Source organism: Actinoplanes regularis (assembly GCF_900188005.1).
Taxonomy (GTDB): Bacteria; Actinomycetota; Actinomycetes; order Mycobacteriales; family Micromonosporaceae; genus Actinoplanes; species Actinoplanes regularis.
Genome location: NZ_FZNR01000013.1, coordinates 131,548 through 156,481 on the forward strand (window position 1 = coordinate 131,548; position 24,934 = coordinate 156,481).

General features: G+C 70.8%; 23 protein-coding genes and 1 pseudogene. 7 read left to right on the forward strand and 17 right to left on the reverse strand.

Going from position 1 to position 24,934, the window contains the following annotated elements; translation table 11 throughout:
• Positions 1 to 36: 36 nt before the first annotated feature.
• The 7 genes from CHC09_RS29220 to CHC09_RS29250 all read right to left on the reverse strand — a co-directional run bounded on the left by CHC09_RS29220 (position 37) and on the right by CHC09_RS29250 (position 8,293).
• A complete protein-coding gene (locus CHC09_RS29220) occupies positions 37 to 1,044 on the reverse strand; it encodes an ABC transporter ATP-binding protein (RefSeq protein WP_089296441.1) in 1,008 nt (335 codons plus the stop codon).
• A 150-nt stretch (positions 1,045 to 1,194) separates the two neighbouring features.
• Positions 1,195 to 2,253: an ABC transporter permease gene (locus CHC09_RS29225; protein ID WP_089296442.1), complete on the reverse strand. Its 1,059-nt coding sequence runs from the start codon at positions 2,251 to 2,253 to the stop codon at positions 1,195 to 1,197.
• Between the two features lie 68 nt (positions 2,254 to 2,321).
• Positions 2,322 to 3,302, reverse strand: coding sequence for an ABC transporter permease (locus CHC09_RS29230; RefSeq protein ID WP_089296443.1), 981 nt, complete (start codon positions 3,300 to 3,302; stop codon positions 2,322 to 2,324).
• Positions 3,299 to 4,354 (reverse strand): ABC transporter ATP-binding protein, encoded by a 1,056-nt coding sequence (locus CHC09_RS29235; protein WP_089296444.1) that lies wholly within the window; start codon positions 4,352 to 4,354, stop codon positions 3,299 to 3,301. Before CHC09_RS29235 ends, CHC09_RS29230 begins: the two co-directional genes overlap by 4 nt.
• A gap of 72 nt (positions 4,355 to 4,426) precedes the next feature.
• Entirely contained in the window at positions 4,427 to 6,112 is a 1,686-nt protein-coding gene (locus tag CHC09_RS29240; RefSeq protein WP_089296445.1) for an ABC transporter substrate-binding protein, read from the reverse strand.
• Between the two features lie 163 nt (positions 6,113 to 6,275).
• Positions 6,276 to 7,280, reverse strand: coding sequence for a LacI family DNA-binding transcriptional regulator (locus tag CHC09_RS29245; RefSeq protein ID WP_089296446.1), 1,005 nt, complete (start codon positions 7,278 to 7,280; stop codon positions 6,276 to 6,278).
• 158 nt (positions 7,281 to 7,438) lie between these two features.
• Positions 7,439 to 8,293 (reverse strand): NAD-dependent protein deacetylase, encoded by an 855-nt coding sequence (locus CHC09_RS29250; RefSeq protein WP_089296447.1) that lies wholly within the window; start codon positions 8,291 to 8,293, stop codon positions 7,439 to 7,441.
• Between the two features lie 269 nt (positions 8,294 to 8,562).
• On the opposite strand from CHC09_RS29250, the gene CHC09_RS29255 reads away from it, so the two are divergent.
• On the forward strand, positions 8,563 to 9,261 hold the full coding sequence (locus CHC09_RS29255; RefSeq protein WP_089296448.1) for a hypothetical protein: 699 nt from the start codon (positions 8,563 to 8,565) through the stop codon (positions 9,259 to 9,261).
• 97 nt (positions 9,262 to 9,358) lie between these two features.
• Entirely contained in the window at positions 9,359 to 10,408 is a 1,050-nt protein-coding gene (locus CHC09_RS29260) for an App1 family protein phosphatidate phosphatase (protein ID WP_089296449.1), read from the forward strand.
• A gap of 4 nt (positions 10,409 to 10,412) precedes the next feature.
• Here CHC09_RS29260 and CHC09_RS46630 read toward each other — a convergent pair whose 3' ends face one another.
• Positions 10,413 to 10,583: a hypothetical protein gene (locus CHC09_RS46630; protein ID WP_179277330.1), complete on the reverse strand. Its 171-nt coding sequence runs from the start codon at positions 10,581 to 10,583 to the stop codon at positions 10,413 to 10,415.
• Positions 10,584 to 10,600: 17 nt separating this feature from the next.
• Between CHC09_RS46630 and CHC09_RS29265 the strand changes: the two genes are divergently transcribed.
• Positions 10,601 to 11,251, forward strand: a complete 651-nt coding sequence (locus tag CHC09_RS29265) for a hypothetical protein (RefSeq protein ID WP_089296450.1) — start codon at positions 10,601 to 10,603, stop codon at positions 11,249 to 11,251.
• 355 nt (positions 11,252 to 11,606) lie between these two features.
• On the opposite strand, the pseudogene CHC09_RS29270 reads toward CHC09_RS29265, so the two are convergent.
• Positions 11,607 to 12,952: pseudogene (locus CHC09_RS29270) on the reverse strand (DEAD/DEAH box helicase); the annotation flags it as partial.
• A gap of 158 nt (positions 12,953 to 13,110) precedes the next feature.
• Here CHC09_RS29270 and CHC09_RS29275 point away from each other — a divergent pair.
• A complete protein-coding gene (locus CHC09_RS29275) occupies positions 13,111 to 13,962 on the forward strand; it encodes a sigma-70 family RNA polymerase sigma factor (RefSeq protein WP_089296451.1) in 852 nt (283 codons plus the stop codon).
• Between the two features lie 53 nt (positions 13,963 to 14,015).
• Here CHC09_RS29275 and CHC09_RS29280 read toward each other — a convergent pair whose 3' ends face one another.
• Positions 14,016 to 14,528 (reverse strand): hypothetical protein, encoded by a 513-nt coding sequence (locus CHC09_RS29280; RefSeq protein WP_089296452.1) that lies wholly within the window; start codon positions 14,526 to 14,528, stop codon positions 14,016 to 14,018.
• Positions 14,529 to 14,693: 165 nt separating this feature from the next.
• On the opposite strand from CHC09_RS29280, the gene CHC09_RS29285 reads away from it, so the two are divergent.
• Positions 14,694 to 16,994 (forward strand): HelD family protein, encoded by a 2,301-nt coding sequence (locus CHC09_RS29285; RefSeq protein WP_089296453.1) that lies wholly within the window; start codon positions 14,694 to 14,696, stop codon positions 16,992 to 16,994.
• A gap of 365 nt (positions 16,995 to 17,359) precedes the next feature.
• On the opposite strand, the gene CHC09_RS29290 is transcribed toward CHC09_RS29285, so the two are convergent.
• Together CHC09_RS29290 and CHC09_RS29295 are read right to left on the reverse strand one after the other, a co-directional pair.
• Entirely contained in the window at positions 17,360 to 18,214 is an 855-nt protein-coding gene (locus CHC09_RS29290) for a GNAT family N-acetyltransferase (protein WP_089296454.1), read from the reverse strand.
• Positions 18,215 to 18,288: 74 nt separating this feature from the next.
• Positions 18,289 to 19,206 carry a sigma-70 family RNA polymerase sigma factor gene (locus CHC09_RS29295; protein WP_089296455.1) on the reverse strand — a complete coding sequence of 306 codons (918 nt, stop codon included), beginning with the start codon at positions 19,204 to 19,206 and terminating at the stop codon, positions 18,289 to 18,291.
• Between the two features lie 209 nt (positions 19,207 to 19,415).
• Here CHC09_RS29295 and CHC09_RS29300 point away from each other — a divergent pair, with 209 nt between their 5' ends.
• Complete coding sequence (locus CHC09_RS29300) at positions 19,416 to 19,916, forward strand: DUF456 domain-containing protein (protein ID WP_089296456.1); 501 nt, start codon at positions 19,416 to 19,418, stop codon at positions 19,914 to 19,916.
• A 24-nt stretch (positions 19,917 to 19,940) separates the two neighbouring features.
• Here CHC09_RS29300 and CHC09_RS29305 read toward each other — a convergent pair whose 3' ends face one another.
• Positions 19,941 to 21,167: a D-alanyl-D-alanine carboxypeptidase family protein gene (locus tag CHC09_RS29305; protein WP_089296457.1), complete on the reverse strand. Its 1,227-nt coding sequence runs from the start codon at positions 21,165 to 21,167 to the stop codon at positions 19,941 to 19,943.
• Entirely contained in the window at positions 21,164 to 21,595 is a 432-nt protein-coding gene (locus CHC09_RS29310; protein ID WP_089296458.1) for a hypothetical protein, read from the reverse strand. The genes CHC09_RS29305 and CHC09_RS29310 overlap by 4 nt, the downstream gene beginning before the upstream one ends.
• A gap of 198 nt (positions 21,596 to 21,793) precedes the next feature.
• Here CHC09_RS29310 and CHC09_RS29315 point away from each other — a divergent pair, with 198 nt between their 5' ends.
• Complete coding sequence (locus CHC09_RS29315) at positions 21,794 to 22,144, forward strand: histone-like nucleoid-structuring protein Lsr2 (RefSeq protein ID WP_089296459.1); 351 nt, start codon at positions 21,794 to 21,796, stop codon at positions 22,142 to 22,144.
• Positions 22,145 to 22,184: 40 nt separating this feature from the next.
• On the opposite strand, the gene CHC09_RS29320 is transcribed toward CHC09_RS29315, so the two are convergent.
• The 3 genes from CHC09_RS29320 to CHC09_RS29330 all read right to left on the reverse strand — a co-directional run bounded on the left by CHC09_RS29320 (position 22,185) and on the right by CHC09_RS29330 (position 24,757).
• On the reverse strand, positions 22,185 to 23,066 hold the full coding sequence (locus CHC09_RS29320; protein WP_089296460.1) for an LLM class flavin-dependent oxidoreductase: 882 nt from the start codon (positions 23,064 to 23,066) through the stop codon (positions 22,185 to 22,187).
• Between the two features lie 16 nt (positions 23,067 to 23,082).
• The gene (locus CHC09_RS29325; protein WP_089296461.1) at positions 23,083 to 23,541 is read right to left on the reverse strand and encodes a MarR family transcriptional regulator; all 459 of its coding nucleotides are present in this window, start codon (positions 23,539 to 23,541) and stop codon (positions 23,083 to 23,085) included.
• 73 nt (positions 23,542 to 23,614) lie between these two features.
• The gene (locus tag CHC09_RS29330; RefSeq protein ID WP_089296462.1) at positions 23,615 to 24,757 is read right to left on the reverse strand and encodes a PP2C family protein-serine/threonine phosphatase; all 1,143 of its coding nucleotides are present in this window, start codon (positions 24,755 to 24,757) and stop codon (positions 23,615 to 23,617) included.
• Between the last annotated feature and the right edge of the window lie 177 nt (positions 24,758 to 24,934).

The following is a 24,934-nucleotide window of genomic DNA, read 5'->3' on the forward strand; positions in this document are numbered from 1 at the left end:
CCGGCCCCGACGGCAGGGGGCCGGCCGCCTGTCCAGCTAGCCGACGGGCTGCTCGGTCGGGTGCAACCAGCACGCGACCGAGCGCGTCGGCCCATCCGGAGTGTCCGGGCGACCCAGCACCGGGATGTTCCCGGAGCAGGGGTCGAAGGCCTTCGGGCAGCGCGGGTGGAACGAGCACCCGCTCGGCATCCCCTTCAAGTCGGGCGGGGAGCCCGGGATGCCGGTCAGCTCACGGCGCGGGCCACGCAGGGCCGGGAACGACCCGAGCAGGCCCTTCGAGTACGGATGCAGCGAGTCCCGGTAGATGGCCGCCGCCGGCGCCTCCTCGACGATCCGGCCGCCGTACATGATCGCGATCCGGTTCGAGAACTCGACCAGCAGCGACAGGTCGTGGGTGATGAAGACGACCGAGAAGCCCAGTCGCTCACGCAGTTCGATGAGCTGGCTGAGGATCTGCCGCTGCATCACCACGTCGAGTGCGGTGGTCGGCTCGTCCATGATCACGACCTGCGGCTGGAGGATCAGCGCCATGCCGATCATCACGCGCTGGCGCATGCCGCCGGAGAGCTGGTGTGGGTACGCGTCCATCCGGTCCGCGGCGATCCCGACCAGCTTGAGCATCTCCCGGGCGCGGTCGTTGCAGGCCGCCTCGGACATCTCCGGACGGTGCGCCCGGAGCACGTCGGTGAGCTGGGTGGAGATCTTGTGCACCGGGTTGAGCGAGTTCATCGCGCCTTGGAACACGATCGCCGTCTCGGCCCAGCGGAACGCGCGCAGGTCCCGGTCGGAGAGGCCGAGCACGTCGTACGCCTCGCCCTGCTCCGGGTGGTAGAGCACCTGACCGCCGGTGATCACGCCGGGCGGCGGGAGCAGGCGAGTCATGCCGTACGCCAGGGTGGACTTGCCGGAGCCGCTCTCCCCGGCGAGGCCGAGCACCTCGCCGCGGTGCAGGGTCAGGTTGACGTCCCGGACGGCGCGGACCGCCTGATCGCCCAGGCCGTACTCCACGTTCAGGTTGCGAATCTCCAGAACCGGCTTGCTCATAGCGCCACCTCCGCTTCGCTCCGGCGTCGCCATGAGCTAATGACTGAGCTGATCGATTCGCTCGCAAGCTCGCTCATAGCGCCACCTCCGCTTCGCTCCGGCGTCGCCATGAGCTAATGACTGAGCTGATCGATTCGCTCGCAAGCTCGCTCATTGGGTGACCTCCTTCCGCACGACAGGTGTCGGGCTGGCCTGGGTGTGCGGCGCGGGGGAGTTGCTGAGCACCGGGGTGAACCCGATGCGCATCCGTACCGTCCGGCCGTCGACGGTCTTGATCTTGGTTTTGCCGACGCTGCGCAGGCGCGGGCTGACGAACTCGTCGATCCCGAAGTTGATCAGGGAGAGCGCGGTGCCGAGCAGGGCGATCGCCAGGCCGGCCGGGATGAACCACCACCACGCCTCCTGGGCGAGCGCCTGCTGGCCCTGCGCCCAGAACAGGATCGTGCCCCAGTTCCAGGTGGTGCTGGAGGTGACGCCGATGAACGCCAGGGTGATCTCGGAGAGCACCGCGAAGATCACCGTGCCGACGAAGCCGGAGGCGATCACCGCGGTCAGGTTCGGCATCAGCTCGAAGACGATGACCCGCCAGGTCTTCTCGCCGGTCGCCCGGGCCGCGTCGACGAAGTCGCGCCGGCGCAGCGAGAGCGTCTGCGCCCGCAGCACCCGGGCGTTCCACGACCACGAGGTGAGGCCGATGACCAGAGCGATCAGCCAGTCCTCGGCGCTCTCCAGGGTGGACGTGATGATGATGATCAGCGGCAGCGCCGGGATGACCAGGAACACGTTGGAGAGCGCGGAGAGGCCCTCGTCGGTCTTGCCGCCCAGGTAGCCGGCGGTCACGCCGATGATCACCGAGAGCACGGTGGCCACGATGCCGGCGACGAAGCCGACGAACATGACGCTGCGGGTGCCGACCAGCAGCTGGCTGAAGACGTCCTGGCCGAGGTGGGTGGTGCCGAGCCAGTGCGCGCCTGACGGGCTCTGGATCAGGTCGTTGCTCCGGGCGTCCGGCTCGTACGGCGCGATCCACGGCCCGATGATCGCGAAGAGCACGTAGATGCTCAGCATGATCAGACCGGTGGCGGCCTTCTTGTTGGTGACGAAGCGGAACCGCTGCCGCTTGGCCTTCGCGGGCTTGCCGGACTCGGGCTGCGCCATCGAGCCCTGGCCGGGGATGACCTGCTCGATGCTGGAGGTGGGAATCGTCACCGCGCAGTCCTCCGCGAGCCCTGGCCGGACATGAACTGGTCGACTCTGGAGATGAGAACTGTCACCGCTCAGCCCTCCTTGCGGGTACGCGGGTCGAGGAGCAGGTAGGCCACGTCCGCGATCAGGTTCGCCACCAGCACCGAGATCGTGATGATCAGGAAGACGCCCTGCATCAGCGGGTAGTCCTGGGCGCCCAAGGCCTGGAAGAGCTGGAAGCCGATGCCCGGGTAGGAGAAGACGATCTCCACCAGCAGCGTGCCACCGACGATGAAGCCGAGCGACAGCGCGAAGCCGGAGACGTTCGGCAGCAGCGCGTTCCGGGCGGCGTAGCTCATCGCCACCCGCCGGTCGGAGAGCCCCTTGGCGTGCGCGACGGTGATGTAGTCCTCGCTGGCGACGGTCACCATCATGTTGCGCATGCTCAGGATCCAGCCGCTGACCGAGGAGATCAGGATGGTCAGCGCGGGGAGCAGGCTGTGCTTCAGCGCGTTCGGGATGAAGTACTGGTCCCACGCCGGCACCAGGCCGTTGTCGAAGCCGCCGGACGACGGGAAGAAGCTGTCCGGGCCGGTGAGCAGGTAGATCGCGATGATGCCGAGCCAGAAGTACGGCACCGAGGAGAGGAACGTGGTCACCGGCAGCAGGCCGTCCGCCCAGGAGCCGCGGCGCCAGCCGGCCAGCACGCCGAGGCCGGTGCCGAGGAAGAAGCTGATGATCGTGGTGATGCCGACCAGCAGCAGGGTCCACGGCAGGCTGGTCGAGATGATCTCGGAGACCGGGGTGGGGAAGAACGTGAAGGACAGGCCCAGGTCGCCGTGCAGGAGCTGACTCCAGTAGTCGACGTACTCCTCCCAGACGCTCTTGTCCTTGTCGAGTCCGAAGAGCACGTACAGGGAGTCGATCGCCTGGCTGCTGAGCTGGCCCTGGTACTTGGTGATCAGGGCCTGCACCGGGTCGCCCGGCACCATCCGCGGGATGAAGAAGTTCAGGGTGATCGCGGCCCACGCGGTGAAGAGGTAGAACGCGATCCGCTGGAGCAGGTACTTCACTGGGACACCTCCTCGCGGTCGTACAACCAGCAGGCGGCCCAGTGGCCGGGCGCGTCGCCGATCTCCAGGGGCACCGGGAGGTCGGTGCGGCAGCGCTCCATCGCGACCGGGCAGCGCGGGTGGAACCGGCAGCCGGTGGGCGGGTGGATCAGGCTCGGCGGTTCGCCGTTGCCGGCGTCCTCGCCTTCGGCCTCGGAGATCCCGGTGAGCCGGTCCGGGTCCGGCGCGGAATGGATCAGCAATTTCGTGTACGGGTGAGCCGGCGACTGGGTCACCGTCTCGCTGTCGCCCCCCTCGACCATGCGGCCCGCGTACATCACCATCGTCTGGTCGGCGAAGTAGCGCGCCGAGGCGATGTCGTGGGTGATGTAGAGGATCGCCAGGTTGAGCCGGTCGCGCAGGTCACGCAGCAGGTTCAGGACGCCGAGGCGGATCGAGACGTCCAGCATGGAGACCGGCTCGTCGGCGAGCAGCGCCTCGGGCCGCGCGCCCAGCGCCCGGGCGATCGCCACGCGCTGGCGCTGACCGCCGGAGAGCTCGTGCGGGAACTTGTCCAGGTACCGCTCCGGGGGCGTGAGCTGCACGCGTTCCAGCAGCTCGGTCAGCGCGACGTCGAGGTCCGCGGCGGTCCGGCCGGCGTTGCCGTGGATCTTCAGCGCCCGGGTGAGGTGGTACCGGATGGTGTGCGTCGGGTTCAGTGACGCGAACGGGTCCTGGAAGATCATCTGGACGCGGGAGCAGTACCGGCGGAACGCCGCGCCTCCCCGGACCCTGGTCGACTCGTCGTGCAGCCGGATGTCCCCGCCGGTGCGGGGGTAGAGCTGGGCGAGCAGCCGGGCGATGGTGGACTTGCCCGAGCCGGACTCACCGACCAGGGCCACCACTTTGCCTCGGTGAAGCGTGAGGTTCACGTCGTCGACGGCGTGAACCACATCCTTCCGGTTCGAGAAGAGGTCGCGCAGCTTCCGGCGGACGGGGAAGTGCTTGGTCAGGCCGATCGCCTCAAGCACCACCTCGCCGGCCGGCGCTTTCGCGTCGGGGATCGACGTCATGCCGGGTTCCTTACAAAGCAGCGAACAGGGAAGCGCGGGCGCCCCGGGACCCGGGGCGCCCGCTGGAGACGATCAGGAGCTGGCGGGCTTGAGGTGCATGATCACGTCGAGCGCGCCGGACTGGGTGGGCTGCATCGGGGCGTACGGGTCGCTGTCCGACGGCCAGCCGACCCAGTTCTTGGTGCTGTAGGCGCCACCGACGTTGTCCGAGCCGACCGGCAGCATCGGAGCCTGCTCCACGAAGACCTTCTGGATCGCGGCCAGGGCCGTGGTGCGGTCCGCGTCGCTGGTCGCGTTCGCGTAGGCCTTCAGCGCGGCGGTCGCCTCCGGGCTCTTGAAGCGCCCGAAGTTACCCTGCTGTGCCGCGGTGCCGATCGGCTTGAGCAGGTCGCCGTCCATGACGGTCTGGTAGATGTCGAACGGCGTCGAGCCACCGTTGGTCCAGCGCATGACGGCGCCGAAGTCGCCCTTCTGCACGTTCTGGTCCCAGACGTTCTGGTTCGGCTTCTCGACCGTGGCCGCGATACCGATCTCGGCCAGGTTGCTCTTGATGATCTCGAGCGTGGTCTGGTAGTCCGACCACGGCGCCGGGTCGCTGAGCTTGATGGTGACCGGCTTGCCGGCCTTGTCCTTCAGCGTGGTGCCCTCGAGCTTGTAGCCGGCGTCGGTGAGGATCTTCTTGGCGCCGTCGACGTCGACCGCGAGGGTCTGTCCCTTGTAGGCCTCGGTGATGAACGCGTCACCCGCGCCCTCCGGCAGGCCCGTGACGCTCTTCAGCTCGGGGTGGAAGTAGCTCGCCTCGGCCTGGTTGAAGATGTCGGCCCGGTTGACGACCTTGTTCATCGCCCGGCGCAGCGCCGGGTCGTCGAACGGCTTCTGGGTGGTGTTGATGTAGAGGCCGTGGATGCCCAGCACGCCCGGCGCCCAGACCTTGAAGTGCTCGGGGTCCTTGGCGACGAAGGTCTGCTGGTAGCTGGGGATGAAGACGAAGCTCCACTCGGACTGGCCGGTGGCCAGGGCCGTGGTCTGCGCGTTGTTGTCGGTGTACGACGTGTAACGAAGTTCCTTGATGGCCGGCTTGTCCTGCCAGTAACCGCTCTCTCGACGCTCGAGCACGATGCCCTGCTGGCTGAACGTCTTCAGGGTGTACGGGCCGCTGCCGACCGGGGTCTTGATCGGGTCGGTGGCCGGGTCCGAGATCTTCTCCCAGAGGTGCTTCGGCACGATCGGGATCTGGCTGATGATCTTGTGCCAGGTGGTGAACTGCGAGGTCTTGAAGGTGATCTTGACCTTGCTGCCGTCGACGGTGATCTGGTCGAACGGGATCGCGAAGATGTTCAGCGCCTCGTTCGACTTGATCAGGTTGAACGTGTACGCGACGTCCTCGGCGGTCAGCTTCTGGCCGTCGGACCAGGTGGCGTTGTCGCGGATGGTCACGTCGAGGGCCTTGTAGTCGGCGGCCCACTTGATGTCGCTGGCCAGCCACGGCTTGGCCGGGTCGGCCGGCTTGACGTTGTTCCACATGCCGAGGGGCTCGTAGATGGTCCAGCGGTAGCCGAGCGAGGCACCCGCCGAGGTGCCGACGAACGGGTTGTTGTTCTCGCTGACCGTGCCGTTCGGCATGCCGATCGACAGGAAGTCGGCGCCCTTGCTGTTGCTGGCGTCCTTGTTGGCGTTCGGCGAGTCACCGCACGCGGCCAGGCCGCCCGTGGCGAGCACACCCGCCAGGGCGACCGCGAACAGCTTCCTTCTCTGCATCGGAGAATCTCCTCGGATTTGGCGGAATTCGGGTGGAGGGGTGCCCGGAGGGCGTGCGGCATCGCGTGACCGGCGGCAGCCGGCCCCGAGGTGCGCGGGAGTGCCCGACCGGCCCGCTGGCCGGTCGAAGAAATTTTGGGTTCGGTCGGTGGAAGGGGTTCGGTTAAGCCTGTGTGGAGGCGCGCGCGGTGAACGTCGCCGGGATCACCGTCGGCCGGTTCGGGAGCGTGGTGCCCTCGAAGTGGGCGAGCAGCGTGCGGGCCGCGGCTTCGCCCATCTCGCGCATCGGCTGATGCACTGTGGACAGGGGTGGCTGGTGGTGTGCCGCCATCGGGATGTCGTCGAAGCCGACCACCGCGACGTCCTCCGGCACCCGCCGGCCGGCGTCCAGGACGGCCTGCACGGCGCCGAAGGCGGACAGGTCGTTGTGGCAGAAGACGGCGTCGAAGTCGAGTCCGGAGGCGATCGCCTGCTTGACCCCGTCGGCGCCGCAGGCGACGGTGAAGTCGCCGGGCAGCACATAAGTCTCCGGGATGGGGCGGCCCGCCTCGGCGAAGGTCGAGACGAAGCCGTCGTTGCGCTGTACGGTGCAGCCGAACCGGGACGGTCCGGTGATCACGAGCGGCTTGTGGCGCCCGATCTCCAGCAGGTGCCGGGCCGCGTCGGCCGCCCCGCTGTGGTTGGTCGTGCCGACGGTCGGGATCTGGCCGACCGGGATCTGGTCCCGATCGTCGATCAGCACCATCGGCAGGCCGCGGGTGTGCAGCGTGGTGAGGTAGCCGAGGGTGCCCTCCGGCTCGATCGCCAGCAGGCCGTCGAACGACTTGGCGGCGACCTGCGCGGCGAACTGCCGCATCGAGTCGTCGCCCCGGTTGAAGGTGAACAGCAGCAGGCCGTACTCCTCGGCCTCCAGCACGTCGACCGCGCCCTGCACGACCTCGCCCATCCAGGGCCAGGTCAGCGAGGGCACCAGCATGCCGATCACCCGGGTGCGGCCGCGGGCCAGGTTGACCGCGCGGGCGCTGGGGACGTAGCCGAGCTCGTCGATCACCGCGCGGACCCGGGCGGCGGTCGACTCGTCCAGCTCACCCTTGCCGTTGAGAACCCGGGACACGGTCGTCTTGCTGACCTTTGCCCGGGCCGCCACGTCGGCGATGGTGATCGGCACAACTCCTCCGAGGTTTTGTTTCCGGCGGGTTGCGCCGGAGGTTCGGAACCGGTTTCGGGACCGGTTTCGGCAGTCAACCGCAGTGAGGGTGGTCACGTCAACGTGTCGACAGATCTATTTAGGTTTCGGTCCGGTAACCAGCGCGATTCCGGGTTCGTTCAGTGCGACAACAATCGGTAGGTATCGGTCTCCGGGGCAAGATTCGGGAGGACCACCCCGAGTGGCGCGTCGACCATCAAATCCGCGTAGGGCTCCCCACGGGTCACACCCCGGTTCACGATCGCCACCCGCACGCCCTGCTTCGCCGCCCGCAGCACGAACCGGCGCCCGGAGAGCACGGTCAGCGACGAGCCCAGAACCAGCAGCATGCGTGCCCCGGCGACCAGCTCGAACGCCCGGGACACCCGGTCGGCCGGCACCGTCTCGCCGAAATACACCACGTCCGGCTTGAGCGTCCCGCCGCAGGCCAGACAGTCCACGACGGTGAACCCGTCCAGCCCGGCATCGTCCAGCTCGACGTCGCCGTCCGCGTTCACCGCCGCCGCGACCGCGGTGAAGCCCGGGTTCGCCGCGGTCAGCCGCCGCTCCAGCTCCTCCCGGGCGCTCGGGGCACCGCAGTCCAGGCAGGTGACCCGGGCCAGGTTGCCGTGCAGCTCGACCACGTCCCGGGCGCCGGCCGCCTGGTGCAGGCCGTCCACGTTCTGCGTGATCACCCCGTGCAGCAGGCCCCACTCCTGCCAGCGGGCCACCGCCCGGTGCCCGTCGTTCGGCCGGGCCAGCCCGATCGTGCGCCAGCCGAGATGGCTGCGCGCCCAGTAACGTCGGCGGGCGAGCGGGTCGCCGGTGAACGTCTGGTACGTCATCGGCGTATTGCGCCGCGCCGAGCCGGACGGGCCCCGGTAATCCGGGATGCCGGAGTCGGTGGAGAGCCCCGCACCGCTGAGCACCACCACGCCGCCCTCGCCCAGCCAGCCGTCCAGGCGGGTCACCTGCTCCACCAACTCGAAGTCCATGAACAAATCCTCCCTCGTCCGGGTGACCGGCGGGGACCCCCATCCGTGGCCGTGACCGGAACGACCCGTGCGCGTTGTCCGGCGCGCCGGTAGGTTTATCCAGGTGACCGCTTTGGCGCAGGAAGGCCAGGTCGCCGCGGTTCCGGTGTCCGGCCCCGCGCCGCTGACCGGCGTCCTCCCGGCCACCGCCGGCTCCCGGGCACCCCCGACCCGCTGACGTTCCGCTCCCGTCGGCCCCGTCGTCTCCTTCGCTTCCCTTGGGGTGTTCCGTGGATTCCGCCGCGTTTCTGAGCTCCGTCCCGCAAGCCGTCGCGATCTGGCTGATCATCATCCTGCTCGTCGCCGTCGCGGCGGCGACCGTCTCGATTCCCCGCGTGCTGACCGAGCCGGCCCCGGTCGTGACCGAGCGGCAGCGGTACGCCGAGGAGGTCGCGATCGCCGCCGACCGGGCGGCCGGCACCGCGCGCCGGCGCCGTGCCGAGTGGGTGGCCGCCCAGACGGCGGTCGACGAGGCCTGGGCGGCGTACGAGAAGGCCGACCAGGCCTGCCACCGGATCGCGAGTGCCGCCGCGTACCCGCTGGTCAGTCTGCGCCGCAAGCCCGGCGAGAACGTCGACCGGCAGCGCTACCTGCACCGCGCGGCCAGCGCCCTGTGCCGCTCCCAGGACCTCTCCATCGACCAGCTCAACGACGTCTTCGCGCACCGCGGCTGGAATCCCCGGCTGCATCCGGTCCTGCAGGAGGCGGTGCTCGCCCAGGCGGTCCGGGCGCACCGGCTGGCGGGCTACCGCGAGGCCGTGGAGAAGGAGCAGATCGCCTGGCGGGGCGTGCTCGCGGCCGACGAGGCGTTGTGCAGCCTGCGGGCCGAGGCGACGGCCGCGCCGTTGCGGGTGGACGACCCGGAGCCGACCGACCAGCAGTGGTGGACCGAGCAGTGGACGGCCACCGAATTCCCGGCGGCGGCCTGATGTCCAACCTGGATGGTGTTCACGTTCACGCGTTCCCTGTGACACCGGCCCGGTAACGTTTGCGGCGGCGGCGATCGACCGGAACGGCGAGGAGGAGATGGTGGCGGTAACACCGGCGGAGACGTCCAAGGCGGTGGCCCGGATGCATCGGGCGGCCCTGGTCGAGGACGCCGTGCACGAGATCATCGAGCGGAACCTGCGCAACCGGGGCTGGAAGCCGTACATCACGGCCTACACCGGGTACGGCGCGCCGGGCTGGGCCCGGGTGATGGGCCGGGTCCTGCTCTCCCGCCCCCGGCTGGTCCGCCGGCGCCGGGAGAAGGTGCGCGGCTGGCGCAGCTTCACCACCACCCCGGTCAGCGACGCGGTGGTGCGCATCGAGGTCGGCGGCAGCGTCACCGAGACCCGGACCGACCGCAGCGGTTACGTCGACTGCCGCGTCAAGGGCGACCTCGACCCGGGCTGGGCCAGCGTGCGACTGCACTGCGAGGGCGCCACCCCGGTGGACGCTCCGATCCGGGTGATCGACCCGGCGGTGAAGTTCGGCCTGATCTCCGACATCGACGACACGGTGATGGTCACCGCCCTGCCCCGCCCGATGCTCGCCGCGTGGAACACGTTCGTCCTCGACGAGCACGCCCGGGCCGCCGTGCCCGGCATGGCGGTGCTCTACGAGCGGCTGATCAACGCCAACCCGGGCAGCCCGGTGATCTATCTCTCCACCGGCGCCTGGAACGTCGCACCCACCCTGACCCGCTTCCTCACCCGGCACCTCTACCCGGTCGGACCGATTCTGCTCACCGACTGGGGGCCGACCCCGGACCGCTGGTTCCGCAGCGGCCAGGAGCACAAGCGCAACTCGCTGCGCCGGCTCGCCAAGGAGTTCCCGTCGGTGCGCTGGCTGCTGATCGGTGACGACGGCCAGCACGACCAGGAGATCTACTCCGAGTTCGCCCGCGAGCACCCGGACAATGTGGCCGCCGTGGCGATCCGGCGGCTCTCGCCCACCCAGGCGGTGCTGGCCGGCGCCATTCCCGGCCCGTCCGAGACGCCCGAGGCCGTGCCGTCCGGCGGCAAGACCTGGTTCGCCGCCCCGGACGGTGCCGGCCTCTGGTCCCTGCTGCGCGACACCGACCTGGCCGAATGAGGTCCTATTCGGGCTGTTCCGCCGGTGCGGCGGCCTCGGCCACCCGGCCGTGCAACCGCTCCCGGATCTCGTCCGCTGAGTACGCCCGGCGTTTGCGCTCGGCCCGGGCGATCACCACCCCGGTCGCCGCGACTCCCGCCAGGCCCGCCAGTCCCGCTACCTTCCACCACCGCATCTGCTGAGAATAGACACGTGGTTGCCGACATCAGCCTCGACGAGGCCATTGAACTGACCCGTACAGGTGACATCTGGATCTTTCGCGGCCGTTCCGGGCCGGACCGAGCCATTCAGACCCTCACCAACAGCCCGGTGAACCATGTCGGGATGTCCCTGGTGATCGACGACATGCCACCCCTGATGTGGCATGCCGAGCTGGGGAAATCCCTGCCCGACCTCTGGTCCGGCAAGTTCCAGCGGGGGGTGCAGCTGCACGACCTGCGCGACGCGGTCACCGTCTGGGCCCGTCGGTACGGTCAGCGTGGCTGGTTGCGCCAGCTCGAGCCGGGTGCCACCCGGACGATGGAGGACAAGGCCCTCAAGACGGTGGCCCGGCTGGACGGCACGCCGTTCCCGTCCACCTCGCAGCTCGCCTGGCGCTGGGTCCGGGGGCGGGTGCCGCAGATCCAGCCACCCTGGAAGCCGGCCGAGAACACCGACGCGACCCTGGAGAAGGCGTACTGCGCGGAGGTGGTCGCGGTCACCTACGAGGACATGGGGCTGCTGCCGCGCAACCGCAAGGCCAACTGGTACGACCCCGGCCGCTTCTGGTCCGGCGACGAGCTGGAGCTCAACGCCGGTTTCCTGCTGGGCGACGAGATCTCGGTCCGCGTCCCCGACGCGTGACCAGCCGTCTTCCGGACGCCATTGGTCGAGCCGGCCGGGGGAGTGGTCCCGGCCGGCTCGGTCGACGGTGCCGGGCCCGGAACCGCCAGGGCGGGCCGGGCCGGCGACCGACGGGTCAGCGGCCGGAGCGGCGGCCGCCGGTGGTCCTGGCGGAGAACGCGGCGGCTCCGCCACCGCCCGCGGCGGGACGGGGCTGCGGCGTACCGGAACGGGTCGTCCTGGCCTGTCCGGACCGGGGCGTTCCGGAAGCGGACCGGGTACCGCCGGAACCGGTGCGCGGGGCGGGCGAAGCCGCCCGCGGTGAGCCGGAGCCGGCGCCGGACCGCTGTCCCGTGCCGCTCTCCGCGCCGCTGCGCCGCCTCGCGGCCGGCTTCTCCGAAGCCGCCGGGCGTCCGGTCGCCGATCGTCCCGAGCCGGTCGCCGGGGCGTCGGTGGCCGAGGCCGCCGGCCGGCCGGCGCGCTCCGAGGAGCCGCCGCGACGGCGCCCGTTACGGCGCCCGCCGCCCTCCCCGGGGGTCTGCTGCGGTGCGGCCTGCGGCTGGGTGGGGGCGACGAACATCCGCTCGCCCGGCGCCAGCTCCGCCAGCAGCGCGTCTCCCGGACGGGCCCGCCGGGTGACCGGCCGGATGCCCGCCTTACGCGTCAGGTCCCGCACGTCCGACTGCTGATCGTCGGTCATCAGGGTGATCACCGTGCCGCGCGCCCCGGCCCGCGCGGTCCGGCCGGACCGGTGCAGGTACGCCTTGTGCTCCACCGGCGGGTCCGCGTGAATGACCAACGTCACATCGTCGACGTGGATGCCGCGCGCCGCGATGTCGGTGGCGACCAGGGTGCCCGCGGTCCCGTCGGAGAACGCCGAGAGGTTCCGGTTGCGCGCGTTCTGCGCCAGGTTGCCGTGCAGCTCGACAGCCGGAACCCCGGCCGTGACCAGCTGGCGGGTCAGCACCTTGGCGCGCCGCTTGGTCCGGGTGAAGACCACCGACCGGCCGGGCGCCGCGAGCAGCTCGACCAGCACCGGGAACCGGTCGTCCGGGTCGATGTGCAGCACGTGGTGGTCCATCTCGACGGGCGCCTGCGCGGCCGAGTCCACGTGGTGGGTGACCGCCTTCCGGAGGAACTGCCGGACCAGCACGTCGATCCCGTTGTCCAGGGTCGCCGAGAAGAGCAGGCGCTGACCGCTGGCCGGGGTCTGTCCGAGCAGCCGCCGGACCACCGGCAGGAACCCCAGGTCGGCCATGTGATCGGCCTCGTCCAGCACGGTGATCTCGACGGCGTCCAGCGACGCGTGCCCGTTGCGGATGTGGTCGTCCAGCCGGCCCGGGCAGGCGACCAGCACGTCCACCCCGTTGCGGAGCGCGGTGATCTGCGGGTTCGCGCCGACCCCGCCGAAGACGGTGAGGGTGCGCAGGCCCATCGCCTCGGCGAGCGGGCGCAGCGTGGCCTCGATCTGGGTGGCCAGCTCGCGGGTCGGCGCCAGGATCAGGGCGCGCGGGCGGCCGGGCCGGCGTGGCGCCTTCACCGAGGCCAGGCGGGCCACCACGGGCAGCACGAACGCGTACGTCTTCCCGGATCGAGCAGGTCACGCCCGGCGAGGGAGTCCGGCAGCGTGGCCGCCTGGATCGGGAACGGTGTGGTGATGCCGAGAGCGGCGAGCGCGCCGGACAGTACGGCCGGGACGCCTAGCTCGATGAACGATGTCATTAAGGGGGTAACTCCGTAGGTCAGTTGGAGATCAATCCTACTGCTCACCCGTGGCAACCACTCTGCACCCGGCATCGAACCGGGACGCACTCAACATCGCAGAGATTTTTCCTCAGCGCCGGACGCCCCCACTCCGGCCGGTACTGAGGAGACCCCTGATGAGCGGTGAAACACCTGCCGTCGACCGGCGTCAAGAGGACATCGTGCGAGCCAACATGCCGCTTGTCGGGCACCTGGTCCGCGAGATGCTTGTCCGGGTCCCCGCCCACGTCAACCGGGACGACCTGCTGTCGGCCGGCTACGCGGCCCTGGTCGCCGCGGCGCGCGGATTCGACAAGGAGCGGGGTGTCCCGTTCCCACGCTTCGCCGCCGCCCGGGTGCGCGGTGCCCTGCTCGACGAGCTGCGCGGGCTGGACTGGGCGAGCCGCTCGGTCCGCCAGCGCGCCCGCCGGACCGACTCGGCCCGTGAGGAGCTGACCGCTGAGCTCGGCCGTACGCCGACCGTGCGGGAGCTGGCCGATCGGCTCGGTTGCACGGTCGAGGACGTCGAGCACGCCGCGGACGACGTGCAGCGTGCCGCGGTGTTCAGCCTGCAGGGCTTCGCGACCGCCACCGCCGACGACATCGTCACCGAGCCGGGGGCCGGCCCGGAGGAGATGCTGATCCGCCGGGAGCGGCTCGGCTACCTGCGGCACGCCGTGGACGCCCTGCCGGACCGGCTGCGCGTGGTCGTCGAGGGCTACTTCTTCGGCGAGCGCCCGATGGCCGAGATCGCCAGCGAGCTGGGAGTCAGTGAGTCCCGGGTGTCGCAGCTGCGCGCCGAGGCGCTGGTGCTGCTGCGGGACGGGTTGAACACCCACCTGGACCCGGCGCTCGCCGCCGAGAACCCGCCGAAGGAGGGCTGCGTGGCCCGGCGCCGGGCGGCGTACTACGAACGGATCGCCAGCCGGGGCACGCTGCGCACCCGCCTGGCCCTCACCAGCCCGGACGGCCTGCCGAGAGCCGCCTAGGTCCGACACGGTCAAGGGCCCGCCGCGCCTCGTGGTGGGCCCCGACCCGTGCCTCAGTTGTTCGCGCAGGTCCCGGCCTTTTTCTGGGCCGCGATCGCCTTGGCGGCGCCCATCTTGTAGAGCTTGAGACCCTCCGGGGCCGGCTCCAGCTTCCAGGCGTCGCCCTCGTAGACCATGGTGTACGACTGGGCCGCGACCAGCTGCTTGGCGATCACGACGGCCTTGTCGGTGCCGTCCATCCGGGCGCTCGTGAGCTGGATCGCCAGCCCCTTGCGGGAGCACGCCTGGTTGAGCTTGACGTAGTCGTCCTTGCTGATCGCCTGCTTGCCGGCGGCGGTGTACAACTCCCACGCGCCCGCGAAGTCGCCGCCGCTGAACCGGTCGAACACGGTCTGCGCGGCGGCCTTCGCACCGTCGATGGTCTTCGGCTCCGGGCCACCGGCGGCAGCCGCGGCGGCGCCGGCCGCCGGTGCGTCGTCGCCCGAGCAGCCGGCGGTGACACCGAGGACGGCGACCGCGGCGAGAGCGAGGCCGGCGAGCCGCCGGTACGGGTGGTTGATGTCCATGACCGGGTTAATCCCGGCACACCGTCGCACGTAACGGCCCCGGCGTGTCCATGACGGCTTCCAGACAGTTGCCGCCCGGCCCGTAACCCGCGAGGCTTCCGCTATTCTGGTCGTTTGCCGTAAACAGAAAAGGCAACCAATTTTCATTGGTTGCCAGCGGCCGGAATGATAGCACGAAAAGGGGCGATTTTGTCAAGCTCGGACGCCGACATCGATTCTGAGCAGGCGTACTTGACCGCGCTCTACCAGCGGCTCGATCAGCTACGTGAGCAGGCCGACAGCCGGCTCAAGGCGATCCTGCTGGAGGCCGGCGGCACGCCGCAGGGCCGCACCCAGCGCGAGGCGACCCGCGCCCACTACGCTGAGCAGCTCGCTCAGATGAATTCCGTCGAGAACGGTCTCTGTTTCGGCCGACTCGACTTTTCCGCGGATCATCCGCGCTACATCGGCCGGATCGGGCTCTTCGCCGAGGACCGTGACCAGGATCCGCTTCTGGTCGACTGGCGGGCCCAGGCGGCCCGGGCGTTCTACCTCGCCACCGCGGTCAACCCGGACGGGGTCACCCGGCGGCGGCACCTGCGGACCCGGGGGCGGACGCTCACCGGCATCGACGACGAGGTCCTCGACCTGGCCGTCGGCGACGGGAGCGGGCGCGAGGACGTGACCGGCGAGGCCGCCCTGCTCTCCGCGCTCACCGCGAACCGCACCGGCCGGATGCGGGACATCGTCGAGACCATCCAGGCCGAGCAGGACGAGGTGATCCGGTCCGGGCTGGCCGGGGCGCTGGTCGTGCAGGGCGGGCCGGGCACCGGTAAGACCGCGGTGGCGCTGCACCGGGCGGCGTACCTGCTCTACACGTACCGCCAGCAGCTCACCAGGTCCGGCGTGCTGATCCTCGGCCCGAACACCACGTTCCTGCGTTACATCTCACAGGTGCTGCCGTCGCTCGCGGAGACCGGCGTGCTGCTCGCCACCCTCGGCGACCTGTTCCCCGGGGTGCGCGCCCGGGGCACCGATCCGGACGAGGTCGCCGCGCTCAAGGGCGATCTGGGGCTCATGCTCCCGGCGCTGGAGAACGCGGTCGCCGACCGGCAGACGGTGCCGGACGACTTCGTCGAGATCGACCACGACGGCTACCCGCTGCGGATCGAGCGCGCGGTGGTGGAGGACGCGCGGGCCGCGGCGCGCAAGTCGGGGCGGCCGCACAACGTGGCCCGGGCGGTCTTCGTGACCGAGGCGATCCACGTGCTCTCCCAGCAGATCGCGGAGCGGATCGGGGCCGACCCGCTGGGCGGGGAGAACCTGCTCTCCGCGGCGGATCTCGCGGAGACCCGGCGGGAGCTGCGCGAGGACATCGACGTGCAGCAGGCGCTCTTCGACTTCTGGCCGGTGCTCACGCCCCGGCAGGTGCTGCGCGACCTGCTCACCGACGCCGGCCGGCTGGAGTCGGCGGGGCTGCCGGCGTCGCTGTTGCGGGACCGGTCGGCCGGGTGGACCCCGGCGGACGTGCCGCTCCTCGACGAGCTGGCCGAGCTGCTCGGCGTCGACGACACCCTCAAGAAGCGGGAGCAGGCCCGGCAGCGGGAGGCCGCGATCGAGTACGCCGAGGGCGTGCTGGAGATCGTCGAGGGCTCCAGGTCGCTGGACTTCGAGGACGTCGAGGAGGAGATTCTCTCCGCGATCGACGTGGTCGACGCGAGCTCGTTCGTCGAGCGGCACGAGGAGGCCGACACCAGGACCGCCGCGGAGCGGGCCGCGGCCGACCGCACCTGGATGTTCGGGCACGTCATCGTGGACGAGGCGCAGGAGCTGTCGCCGATGGCGTGGCGGCTGCTGATGCGTCGCTGCCCGAGCCGGTCGATCACGGCGGTCGGCGACGTCGCCCAGACGTCCGAGCCGGCCGGGAGCACGACCTGGGAGCAGGTGTTCGAGCCGTACGTCGGCCAGCGCTGGCGCCTGGTCGAACTCAGCGTCAACTACCGGACGCCGGCCGAGGTCATGGCCGTCGCGGCGGATGTGCTGGCCGAGGTCGGCTCCGGGGTGAAGCCGCCCCGCTCGGTCCGGTCGGCCGGGGTCAATCCGTGGGCGCGGCAGGTGCCCGCCGGCGTGCTCGCCGAGGAGCTGATCGCGGACGTCCGGAAGGAGGCCGCCGCGATGGAGCCGGGTCGCGTCGGGGTCCTCGTCCCGGCGCGGCTGGAGCCGTCGCTGGGGGCCGCGCTCGTCGCCGCCGTTCCCGGTGCGGCCGTGGGGGAGCAGCCGGATCTGCGCAACCAGGTCGTCCTGATGACCGTGCGGCAGGCGAAGGGCCTGGAGTTCGACTCCGTCCTGGTCATCTGCCCGGACGAGATCATCGCGGAGAGTCCGCGTGGGATGTCCGATCTCTATGTCGCGGTGACCCGGGCCACCCAGCGGCTGGGGATCGTGCACACGGCCCCGCTTCCCGCGGTCCTCTCCTCCCTCGCCTGACGCGCCCTCCTCAGCGACCGTGACGACCAGCCGGGCGAGTGTGGCTGGTCGTCACTGTCGCATCGAGTCCCATCCCGGCCGGTGTCAATGTCGGTCATTTCGAGGGTGACCGGCAACAGGGTCAAAATCCCCATTCCCTGGTACGACCTGTGGAGTCCCGTAGGCAGGCCTCGCGGCCTCGTTGCCGTGCCGGTCTCGCGCGAGACCGGTGCTCCAGCGGCCACTGCCGCGCGCCGCGACCCGGGGTCGGCTGCGGTTGGCCGGGAAGGGATTTTGAATTTCGACAGGTGAGGAGATCGCCGCGGTCGTTGAGGGTCGCGAGCCGTGGATGGGCGAATAAAGCGCCTGGTATGGGTGGAAACTGCTCAGCCCAGCTCCAGGCTGGCCACCGAATAGATTCCGTCGACGTCGATTTCCGGGCGGTCGCCGGTGTACATCCGGGCCGTCTCGAAGATCGGGGTCAGGCCGGCCTGCTCGGCCAGGGCGATGCCGTCCCGGTTGAGGTCGGGCACGTCGAGGATGATCTCGTCCGGGCGGTCGTCCTCGTCGCCGGAGGTGAGCGCCTCCAGCAGGAGCCTGGCGGTGCCGGGGGAGTCGGCGTAGAGCGGGCCGATCCGGAACACGTCACCGGCCGGGCGACGTACGCCGAGGCCGACCAGTGCGCCGTCGCGGATCGCGGCGAGGGCGCGACGGCGCGGCGCGGAGATCCAGAGCGCCAGGAAGGTGGACCGGTCCGTGGGGAAGAAGCGCTGGTCGTATGCGGTCAGCCGGTCGAACCCGAGCTGCCGGGCGTCCACCACCGCGGTGCCGGCCGGAGCGCCGTCCACCCGGGCGACGCCGCGGAAGCGGTGCGTGTCCCAGTAGTGCCGGAAGCCCGATTCGCGGTATCTGCCCCGCCGGGTGACCGCGCCGTCGAAGCCGACGTTGCGGTTGGTGAGCCGCTGCAGGCCGGCCTGCCAGGTGCGCCGTCCGTAGCCGAGGCCGCGCTGCTCGGGGACGGTCAGGTGAAGGCCGATGAAGCCGTGGCCGACGCCGTAGCGGATCGCCGAGATCGACGACACCGGCCGGCCGTCCAGCCGGCCGATCAGGAAACCCTCCGGGTCGACCGGGAAGAACAGCCGCTCGTCGCCGAGGCCGGGATTCCAGCCCTCGGCGGCGGCCCAGTCCGCGATCAACCCCATGTCGGCGACGCTGGCGGGGGCCACTACGAAATCGCCCATAAACTGACGATATCTGCGTACGGGAAAAGGGGCCCGGCGTCCGAGAACGCCGAGCCCCTTCGCGCGACCCGAGATCAGGCGGCCGGCCGGAAACCGCGGCCGATGGCGGTGTGACCGTTGCTGTTGGTCATCGCGAGCCGGCTCTGCATGGAGGTGTTGTTCGCGATGGTGGCGTAGTACGACGCGCGGCGGCGGGCCGTGATGCTGTCCGGGTTGTTGGGGACCGGGGCCAGCTCCGGGTCGAGGTGGGTGTTCAGGCCGTCCCGGAGCAGGGAGAGGGCCTCGGCGCGCAGCTGCGAGACGCGGGACTCGGTGACGCCGAGGTCCTTGGCGATCTCCGCCATCGGGCGCTCCTGCAGGAAGTACTCGGTGACCACGGTCTGCAGCCGGTCCGGCAGCGAGCCGATCGCGTGGTGCAGGTAGCCGATCTGCTCGCGGCGCAGGAGCATCTCCTCCGGCCCCGGGTTGCGCTCGGTGACCAGGTCGTCGGCCCCGCTGGTGGTGAAGCCCTGCAGCGACAGGACCGTCGCGCGCTGCACGTCGTTGTCCGTCTGGTGCAGGTCGGCGGTGGTGGTGCCGAGCGCCTGAGCGAGCTCCTCCGGGGTCGGCGTGCGGCCCAGGCTGGTGGTCAGGCTCTGGCGGGTGGTGTCGGTGCTGCGGGCCTTGGACCGCACCGAGCGGGTCGCCCAGTCCAGCGCGCGCAGCTCGTCCAGGAGCGCGCCGCGGATCCGGGTGCCGGCGAAGCGGTGGAACGGGACCCCGCGCTCCGCGTCCCAGCCCCGGGCGGCGGTGACCAGGGCGTGCAGGCCGGCGCTGGTCAGGTCGTCGCGGTGGATGTGGTTCGGGATCCGGGTGAGCATGTCGCGGACCAGGTGGCCGACGAGCGGCATGTGGGTCCGGATCAACTCCTCCTGCTCGGCGGAGGACAGGACCGGCATCGCGGAAGCGGTGTCGGCGGCACGGTCGGCAGCGGTCGTCACGGTGCTGGTCATGTCGATTCCCCCGGTTGTTGTCGGCGCCCGTTGGCGGATGGGCACCGGCTGACAGGGAGAAACTTTGAGGTCGCGAGGGTGCGGGAAAAGGTCACGCACAGTTGCCCTACGGTTGCTTGAGAATCCGGGCGGGCCTCCGCATTGCCCGAGTCGATCGGCGGGCCGCGAGTCCGGTTGAGGGTTTTCAGCCGGTGCGGCAGGGTGGCCGCATGGAACTGAGCGACAGCGGTACGGCCGTCAACGTTCTCGCCGGGGTGCTGATCGCCGCCGGGGTGCTCGGGGTGATCCTCCCGGTGGTTCCCGGGCTGCTGCTGAGTTGGTCCGGGGTGCTGCTCTGGGTGCTGCTGTCGGACGCCGGGACGGCGGTGAAATGGCTGGTCCTGGCGTTGGCCACGGTGATCGCCGGGTTCGGCCTGGTGGTCAAGTTCCTGTGGCCGGGGCGCAAGCTCAAGGAGTCCGGGGTGCCGACGCCGAGCCTGCTGGTCGGCGGGGTGCTCGGGCTGATCGGCTTCTTCGTGGTCCCGGTGGTCGGGCTGCTGCTCGGTTTCCTGCTGGGCATCTACGCGATGGAGGCCGCCCGGCTGGGCATCGATCAGGCGTGGCCCTCGACCCGCCGGGCGCTGGCCGCGGTCGGGCTGTCCCTGCTGGTGGAGTTCGCCGCCGCGCTGGGCATCGCGGTGATCTGGGTGTTCGGCCTGATCGCCGCGTGACGAGTCGGGTCGCCGGCCGGTGGTCTACTTCTCGGAGATCCGGCGGCGACGGCGCTGGGTGAGCAGCAGCAGGAGCGGCATCGCGGCCAGCACGACCGCTACCGTCCCGGCGGCGAGCAGCGCCAGCCCGCGAGACTTGGGCGCCGGGCTCGCGGCGATGCCGGACGCGCCCGCGGTCGCCTTCTCCGTGGTGGCGGTCCTCGCCCGGGCTGACGCCGCCACCTCCTCCGGGGTCACCAGGTGCCCCACCGAGGAGCCGGCGGGCTGGGCGAATCCCCAGTCGAGCAGCGCCGCGCCCTGCTGCCAGCCGCGCATCGGGCGTGCCTCCGCGCCGAGCAGGGTGACCACCAGGCGCCGCCCGTTGCGCTGGGCCGCGCCCACGTAGCTGTGCCGGGCGATCGTGGTGAACCCGGTCTTGCCGCCCATCGCGCCGGGGTAGTTGTAGATCAGCTTGTTCTCGTTCTGGAACTGGAAGCCGCCGACCTTGGGGGTTTTCTGGGCGGGCATCTGCGCGCTCTTGGTGAGCACGTATTTGCGGAAGTCGGCGTTGGCGAAGTCGACGCGGGCGATCAGCGCGAGATCGTACGCACTGGTGAACTGCCCCTTTCCGTCCAATCCGGACGGCGTGACCGCGTGGGTCTGGAAAGCGCCGAGCTCCGCGGCCTTGGCGTTCATCGCCGCCACCGTCGTGGCGACGCCGTCCGGTCCACCGCCGCCGGCCATCCGGGCGAGGGCGTTGGCCGCGTCGTTGCCGGAGTTGAGCAGCAGGCCGAGCCAGAGCGTGGAGATCTGATAGGTGCCGCCGACCACGATCCCGACCGCCGAGCTGTTCACCTCGATGTCCAGGTCGCTCTTGACGATCTTGACTTTCCGGTTCGGGTCGAGCTTGTCGATCGCGGTGGCCGCCAGCAGCGTCTTCTGCACGCTGGCCGGGGTCTGGTAGACGTGCGGCCCGCACGCGCCGAGCACCTCGCCGGTGTCCAGGTCGGCCACGATCCAGGTGGTCGCGGTGACCGCCGGCGGCCGCTTCGCGCCGTCCGGAACGATCAGCCCGTGGGTGGCCAGCGCGTCGCCGCCGACCGTCAGGGCCTCGGCGTCGTCGGCGGGCGGGACCGGGCGGGGCGGAGCGCTCGGTTTGGCGATCTTCGGGTGCGGACAGGGGATCTCGGCTTTCCCGGCGGCCGCGGCGGGCACGGCCGGAACGGCCAGGGAGGCGGCCACGACGAGGGGGAAGAAGCGGCGACGCGTCACGGCCAGCGGACTCCTGCTTTCAGGCGGCGTTCCAGCAGTTGCTCCAGGGGAACCGGCTCGCCGTCACCGCCGCCGGCCCCGACGATCAGCCGGGGCGTGCTCGGTGACAGCTCGGCGCCGGTGAATCGGGCGCGCAGTGAGGCCGGCACGGTCAGCACGTAGTACTCCCCGCCCTCGCCGGCCGCGACGGATTTGTTCGACTTCAGGTACCACCCGCGAGCCCGGGTCCGGTAGGACCGGCGGCCGTCGTAACTGCGGGCGCGCAGCGGATGTGGGGGCAGCCCTTGCTCGCCGGCCCGGCGGACGAAGTCTTCGAGCAACGTCACTGCCTGCCGCGCCTCGGCGTCGCGCCCGGCCTCCTGCGCGGCGGCACGGCCGGCCACGGCCAGGCGGTGATGCGCCAGCCAGGCGGCACGCTCGTCCTGCATGGCGCAGACCCTAACGTGAGACCCCGGCCGGGGCCAACCGGGCTTTCTCTTCGATTCGCCGCCGAATACCCGCGGCCAATTCTGATAAGTGACCTGGCAACTGGACCGAAGAATTGCCGGATCGTGCCGGGGAGTTGCGCCGGATGCGGTTCGGGGGCCAGACTGTGCGCGGGCGATTTATTTCTCTCGGGAGTCGTTATGGCGCGGCAGGTAATCACCACCCTGATCGACGATCTGGACGGCAAGAAGGCGGATCGCACCGTCGAGTTCAGTCTCGACGGAGTCAGCTACACGATCGACCTTTCCGAGGCCAATGCCGGAAAGCTGCGTAAGGCTCTGGATCCGTACATCAACGCGGGAACGAGGCTGGGCCGGACCGCTTCCGGGCGCATCCCGGCGCGCGGTGCCGCTCCTGCCCGCACCGCCGGTTCCCGCGACGAGAACCGGCTGATCCGCGAGTGGGCCATCAGCAACGGGCACAAAATCTCCGAGCGGGGCCGCATTCCGCAGGAGGTCAGCAACGCCTATCGGGCGGTGCATGGACGCTGACCCCCGGGGGAATTGCGCTCGGAGTCCAGATTGGATGGTTTCAAATAGTCGTGCGCAGGCGCGGCAGCCCGGCGGCCACCTCTTCCAGTACCTTCTCTTCGCCCGCATACCAACTGGACTGCCGCGGCCAATGCGTGATCACGTCGGTGAATCCCAGCTCGGCTGCCCGCCCGACGGCTTCCTGGAACGCATCCACACTGCTCATCGAGAACACCGGTGCCGAGTCCAGATTGAGGTATCGGTCCACCGTTTCCGGGGCTCGCCCGGCGGCCGCCAAGGCGGCCTCGAAACGGTCCCGGATCTCGGTCACCTCGTACCACCATTGTTTCGTGGTCTCGGCCTGCGGGCCGGTGGTGACCCAGCCGTCGCCGTAACGGGCGGCGAGCCGCAGCGCGCGCGGCCCGTTGGCGGCGACCACGAACGGCGGCCGGGGCTGCTGCACCGGTCCCGGGGTGCTGCGCGCGTCGACGGCGGCGAAGTACGACCCGGACCAGGTCGTCGACGGCGACCGCAGAATCGTGTCGAACAGCTCCAGGAACTCGGCGAACCGGTCCACCCGGGCGCGCGGGCTCAGCTCGTCGCCGCCCAGCACCGCCGAGTCGAATCCGATCCCGCCCGCGCCCAGCCCGAGCAGCAGCCGGCCGCCGGAGATGTCGTCCAGCGTGGTCGTCTCCCGGGCGAAGCGCACCGGGTGCCGGAAGTTCGGCGTGGCGACGTATGTGCCGAGCCGGATCCGCTCGGTCACCATCGCGGCCGCGGTCAGGGTCGGCACCGCGTCGAACCACGGCCCGTCGACCAGGTCGCGCCAGCCCAGGTGGTCGTAGGTCCAGGCGTGGTCGAAGCCGTACTCCTCGGCCAGCCGCCACCGCCGAGCGGCCTCGGACCAGCGCTGATCAGGAAGAATCACGATGCCGAAACGCATCGGGCCAGCGTATCGGTCAGGCGGTCCGGAGATCGCTGTCGGCCGGCACGACTGTGGCGGCCGCCTCGAACGCGCGCAGGGCCCGGACCAGATCCTGTCGCGCGCTGACCGGCATCCGCTCCAGCACGTCGGTGAGCGCGGCCCGGCGGCGTTCCCTCAGCTCGCTGAGCAGCCGGCCGGCGGCCGGAGTGAGCAGCAGGCGCACCTCGCGGCGGTCCCGTGGGTCGGCCACCCGCCGCAGCAGCCCGGTCGCCTCCAGGCGGTCGCAGAGCCGGCTGGCCGACGACGGCACCACGTTCAGGGCCTCGGCGAGGCGGCTCATGTTGGTGTGCCGGTTCTCCGCGACGATGGTCAGCACGCGCAACTGGGCGGGCGGGATCGCCGGGGTCCGTGCGAGCCGGGCCTGTTCGAGGACGGCCACCAGCGACTCCACCGACGACTCGACGGCCGCGGCGACATCGGTGGCGTGCTCCATGAGGTTCCTGTCGTGAATCATGGACGTGTTCAAAAAATTGCTCACTACCCCACCGGCGGTCGCCGCAAACCGGTCAACGGCGCCAATCCAGGCAGACCATGACCGCGTCGTCCTCCGGCTCGGTGCCGGCGTGAAAGTCACGCAGACTGCGCATCACCGTACCGAGAGCCTCGGCGGGAGGCTGTAACCGAGTCCGGCGCAACGCCGTGATCAGGGCGGATTCTCCGAAGGTGGTGGTGCCGCCGGCGGTGGCCGCGTGCACGCCGTCGCTGACCACGAGCATCCGGTCGCCGGGCTCGAGCCGGAATCGCTCGATCTCGTAGCGCGCCTCGCCGAACATGCCGAGCGGCAGCTGCTGCTCCAGCCGGACCTGGCTGATCTCGCTGCCCCGGCCGATCAGGCAGTGCGGGGAGCCGGCGTCGACGGCGTCCACCCAGCCGCCGACCAGGTCGATCTCCAGCAGCAGGGTGGCGGCGTGCAGGCCGCCGTCGTACCGGGCGTGCAGCGCGTCCGAGGCGAGCTCGGCCTGCTCGACGAGGTCCGCCCCACGGCGCCGGGCGTTGCGCATCGCGTTCGCCGCGATCACCGTGAGCAGCGCCGCGTCCAGGCCCTCCCCGGCACCGTTGAGCACGGTGAGGGTCAGCCGGTCGCCGTTCAACGCCCAGTCGTAGTGATCACCGCGTACGTCGTACGCCGGTTCGAGCTGACCGGCCAGCTGGAACCGCTCGTCCCCGAGCGACCGGCCGGGCAGCAGGTCCCATTGGAGTTCGGCGGCCATGGTGAGCCGCTCCTGGGATTGCGCCCGCCGGTACCGGTCGGTCAGCCGGTCGGCCGCGCGCAGCGCCACCGCAAGCTCGTCCGCGACGGCCCGCAGCTGCTCGGCCTCCTCGGGCTCGGGCCGGCCCTCCAGATCGACCTGGAGCACTCCGAGCCGCTCACCCCAGCAGGAGAGCGGCAGGTGCAGCCGGGCCCGGCCGCCGATGTCGGTCTCGGTGCCCACCCGCTGGCTGCCCAGGCAGCGCATCGCGCCCGGCGAGGTGTCCGGCCCGTCGGAGGCGAGCAGCGGCGCGAGTCTTCGCAGGGTGAGATCGGTGACCAGCACCTCGACGTGACCGGCCGCGAAGTGCCGGCGTAGCAGGTCCGCGACCACCTCGGGCAGACGGTCGGGCGGCGCGGCACGCAGCAGCGCGCCGACGGGGACCGGTCGGTCGGACACCTTGGCTCCTCTCCGGCTGCTTATTTGTTGTACAGCAAATATTTCCACGTGCGGATTGCCGGACCGACACCCGCCCGCGATTTCTGTGCCCGATCGATCCGTCGGCTAACCGTGCGATGACATCGCGCGGCCGATTCGTGTTATCCATGGTCCCCGCGCCCGTCTCCCCTCCTGGCG

Excerpts from the sequence above, each read along its gene's own strand:
- CHC09_RS29220 (WP_089296441.1), bottom strand. The coding sequence starts at position 1,044 with ATGAGCAAGCCGGTTCTGGAGATTCGCAACCTGAACGTGGAGTACGGC.
- CHC09_RS29235 (WP_089296444.1), bottom strand. The coding sequence starts at position 4,354 with ATGACGTCGATCCCCGACGCGAAAGCGCCGGCCGGCGAGGTGGTGCTT.
- CHC09_RS29240 (WP_089296445.1), bottom strand. The coding sequence starts at position 6,112 with ATGCAGAGAAGGAAGCTGTTCGCGGTCGCCCTGGCGGGTGTGCTCGCC.
- CHC09_RS29250 (WP_089296447.1), bottom strand. The coding sequence starts at position 8,293 with ATGGACTTCGAGTTGGTGGAGCAGGTGACCCGCCTGGACGGCTGGCTG.
- CHC09_RS29260 (WP_089296449.1), top strand. The coding sequence starts at position 9,359 with ATGGTGGCGGTAACACCGGCGGAGACGTCCAAGGCGGTGGCCCGGATG.
- CHC09_RS46630 (WP_179277330.1), bottom strand. The coding sequence starts at position 10,583 with ATGCGGTGGTGGAAGGTAGCGGGACTGGCGGGCCTGGCGGGAGTCGCG.
- CHC09_RS29275 (WP_089296451.1), top strand. The coding sequence starts at position 13,111 with ATGAGCGGTGAAACACCTGCCGTCGACCGGCGTCAAGAGGACATCGTG.
- CHC09_RS29280 (WP_089296452.1), bottom strand. The coding sequence starts at position 14,528 with ATGGACATCAACCACCCGTACCGGCGGCTCGCCGGCCTCGCTCTCGCC.
- CHC09_RS29285 (WP_089296453.1), top strand. The coding sequence starts at position 14,694 with ATGATAGCACGAAAAGGGGCGATTTTGTCAAGCTCGGACGCCGACATC.
- CHC09_RS29290 (WP_089296454.1), bottom strand. The coding sequence starts at position 18,214 with ATGGGCGATTTCGTAGTGGCCCCCGCCAGCGTCGCCGACATGGGGTTG.
- CHC09_RS29295 (WP_089296455.1), bottom strand. The coding sequence starts at position 19,206 with ATGACCAGCACCGTGACGACCGCTGCCGACCGTGCCGCCGACACCGCT.
- CHC09_RS29300 (WP_089296456.1), top strand. The coding sequence starts at position 19,416 with ATGGAACTGAGCGACAGCGGTACGGCCGTCAACGTTCTCGCCGGGGTG.
- CHC09_RS29310 (WP_089296458.1), bottom strand. The coding sequence starts at position 21,595 with ATGCAGGACGAGCGTGCCGCCTGGCTGGCGCATCACCGCCTGGCCGTG.
- CHC09_RS29315 (WP_089296459.1), top strand. The coding sequence starts at position 21,794 with ATGGCGCGGCAGGTAATCACCACCCTGATCGACGATCTGGACGGCAAG.
- CHC09_RS29320 (WP_089296460.1), bottom strand. The coding sequence starts at position 23,066 with ATGCGTTTCGGCATCGTGATTCTTCCTGATCAGCGCTGGTCCGAGGCC.
- CHC09_RS29325 (WP_089296461.1), bottom strand. The coding sequence starts at position 23,541 with ATGGAGCACGCCACCGATGTCGCCGCGGCCGTCGAGTCGTCGGTGGAG.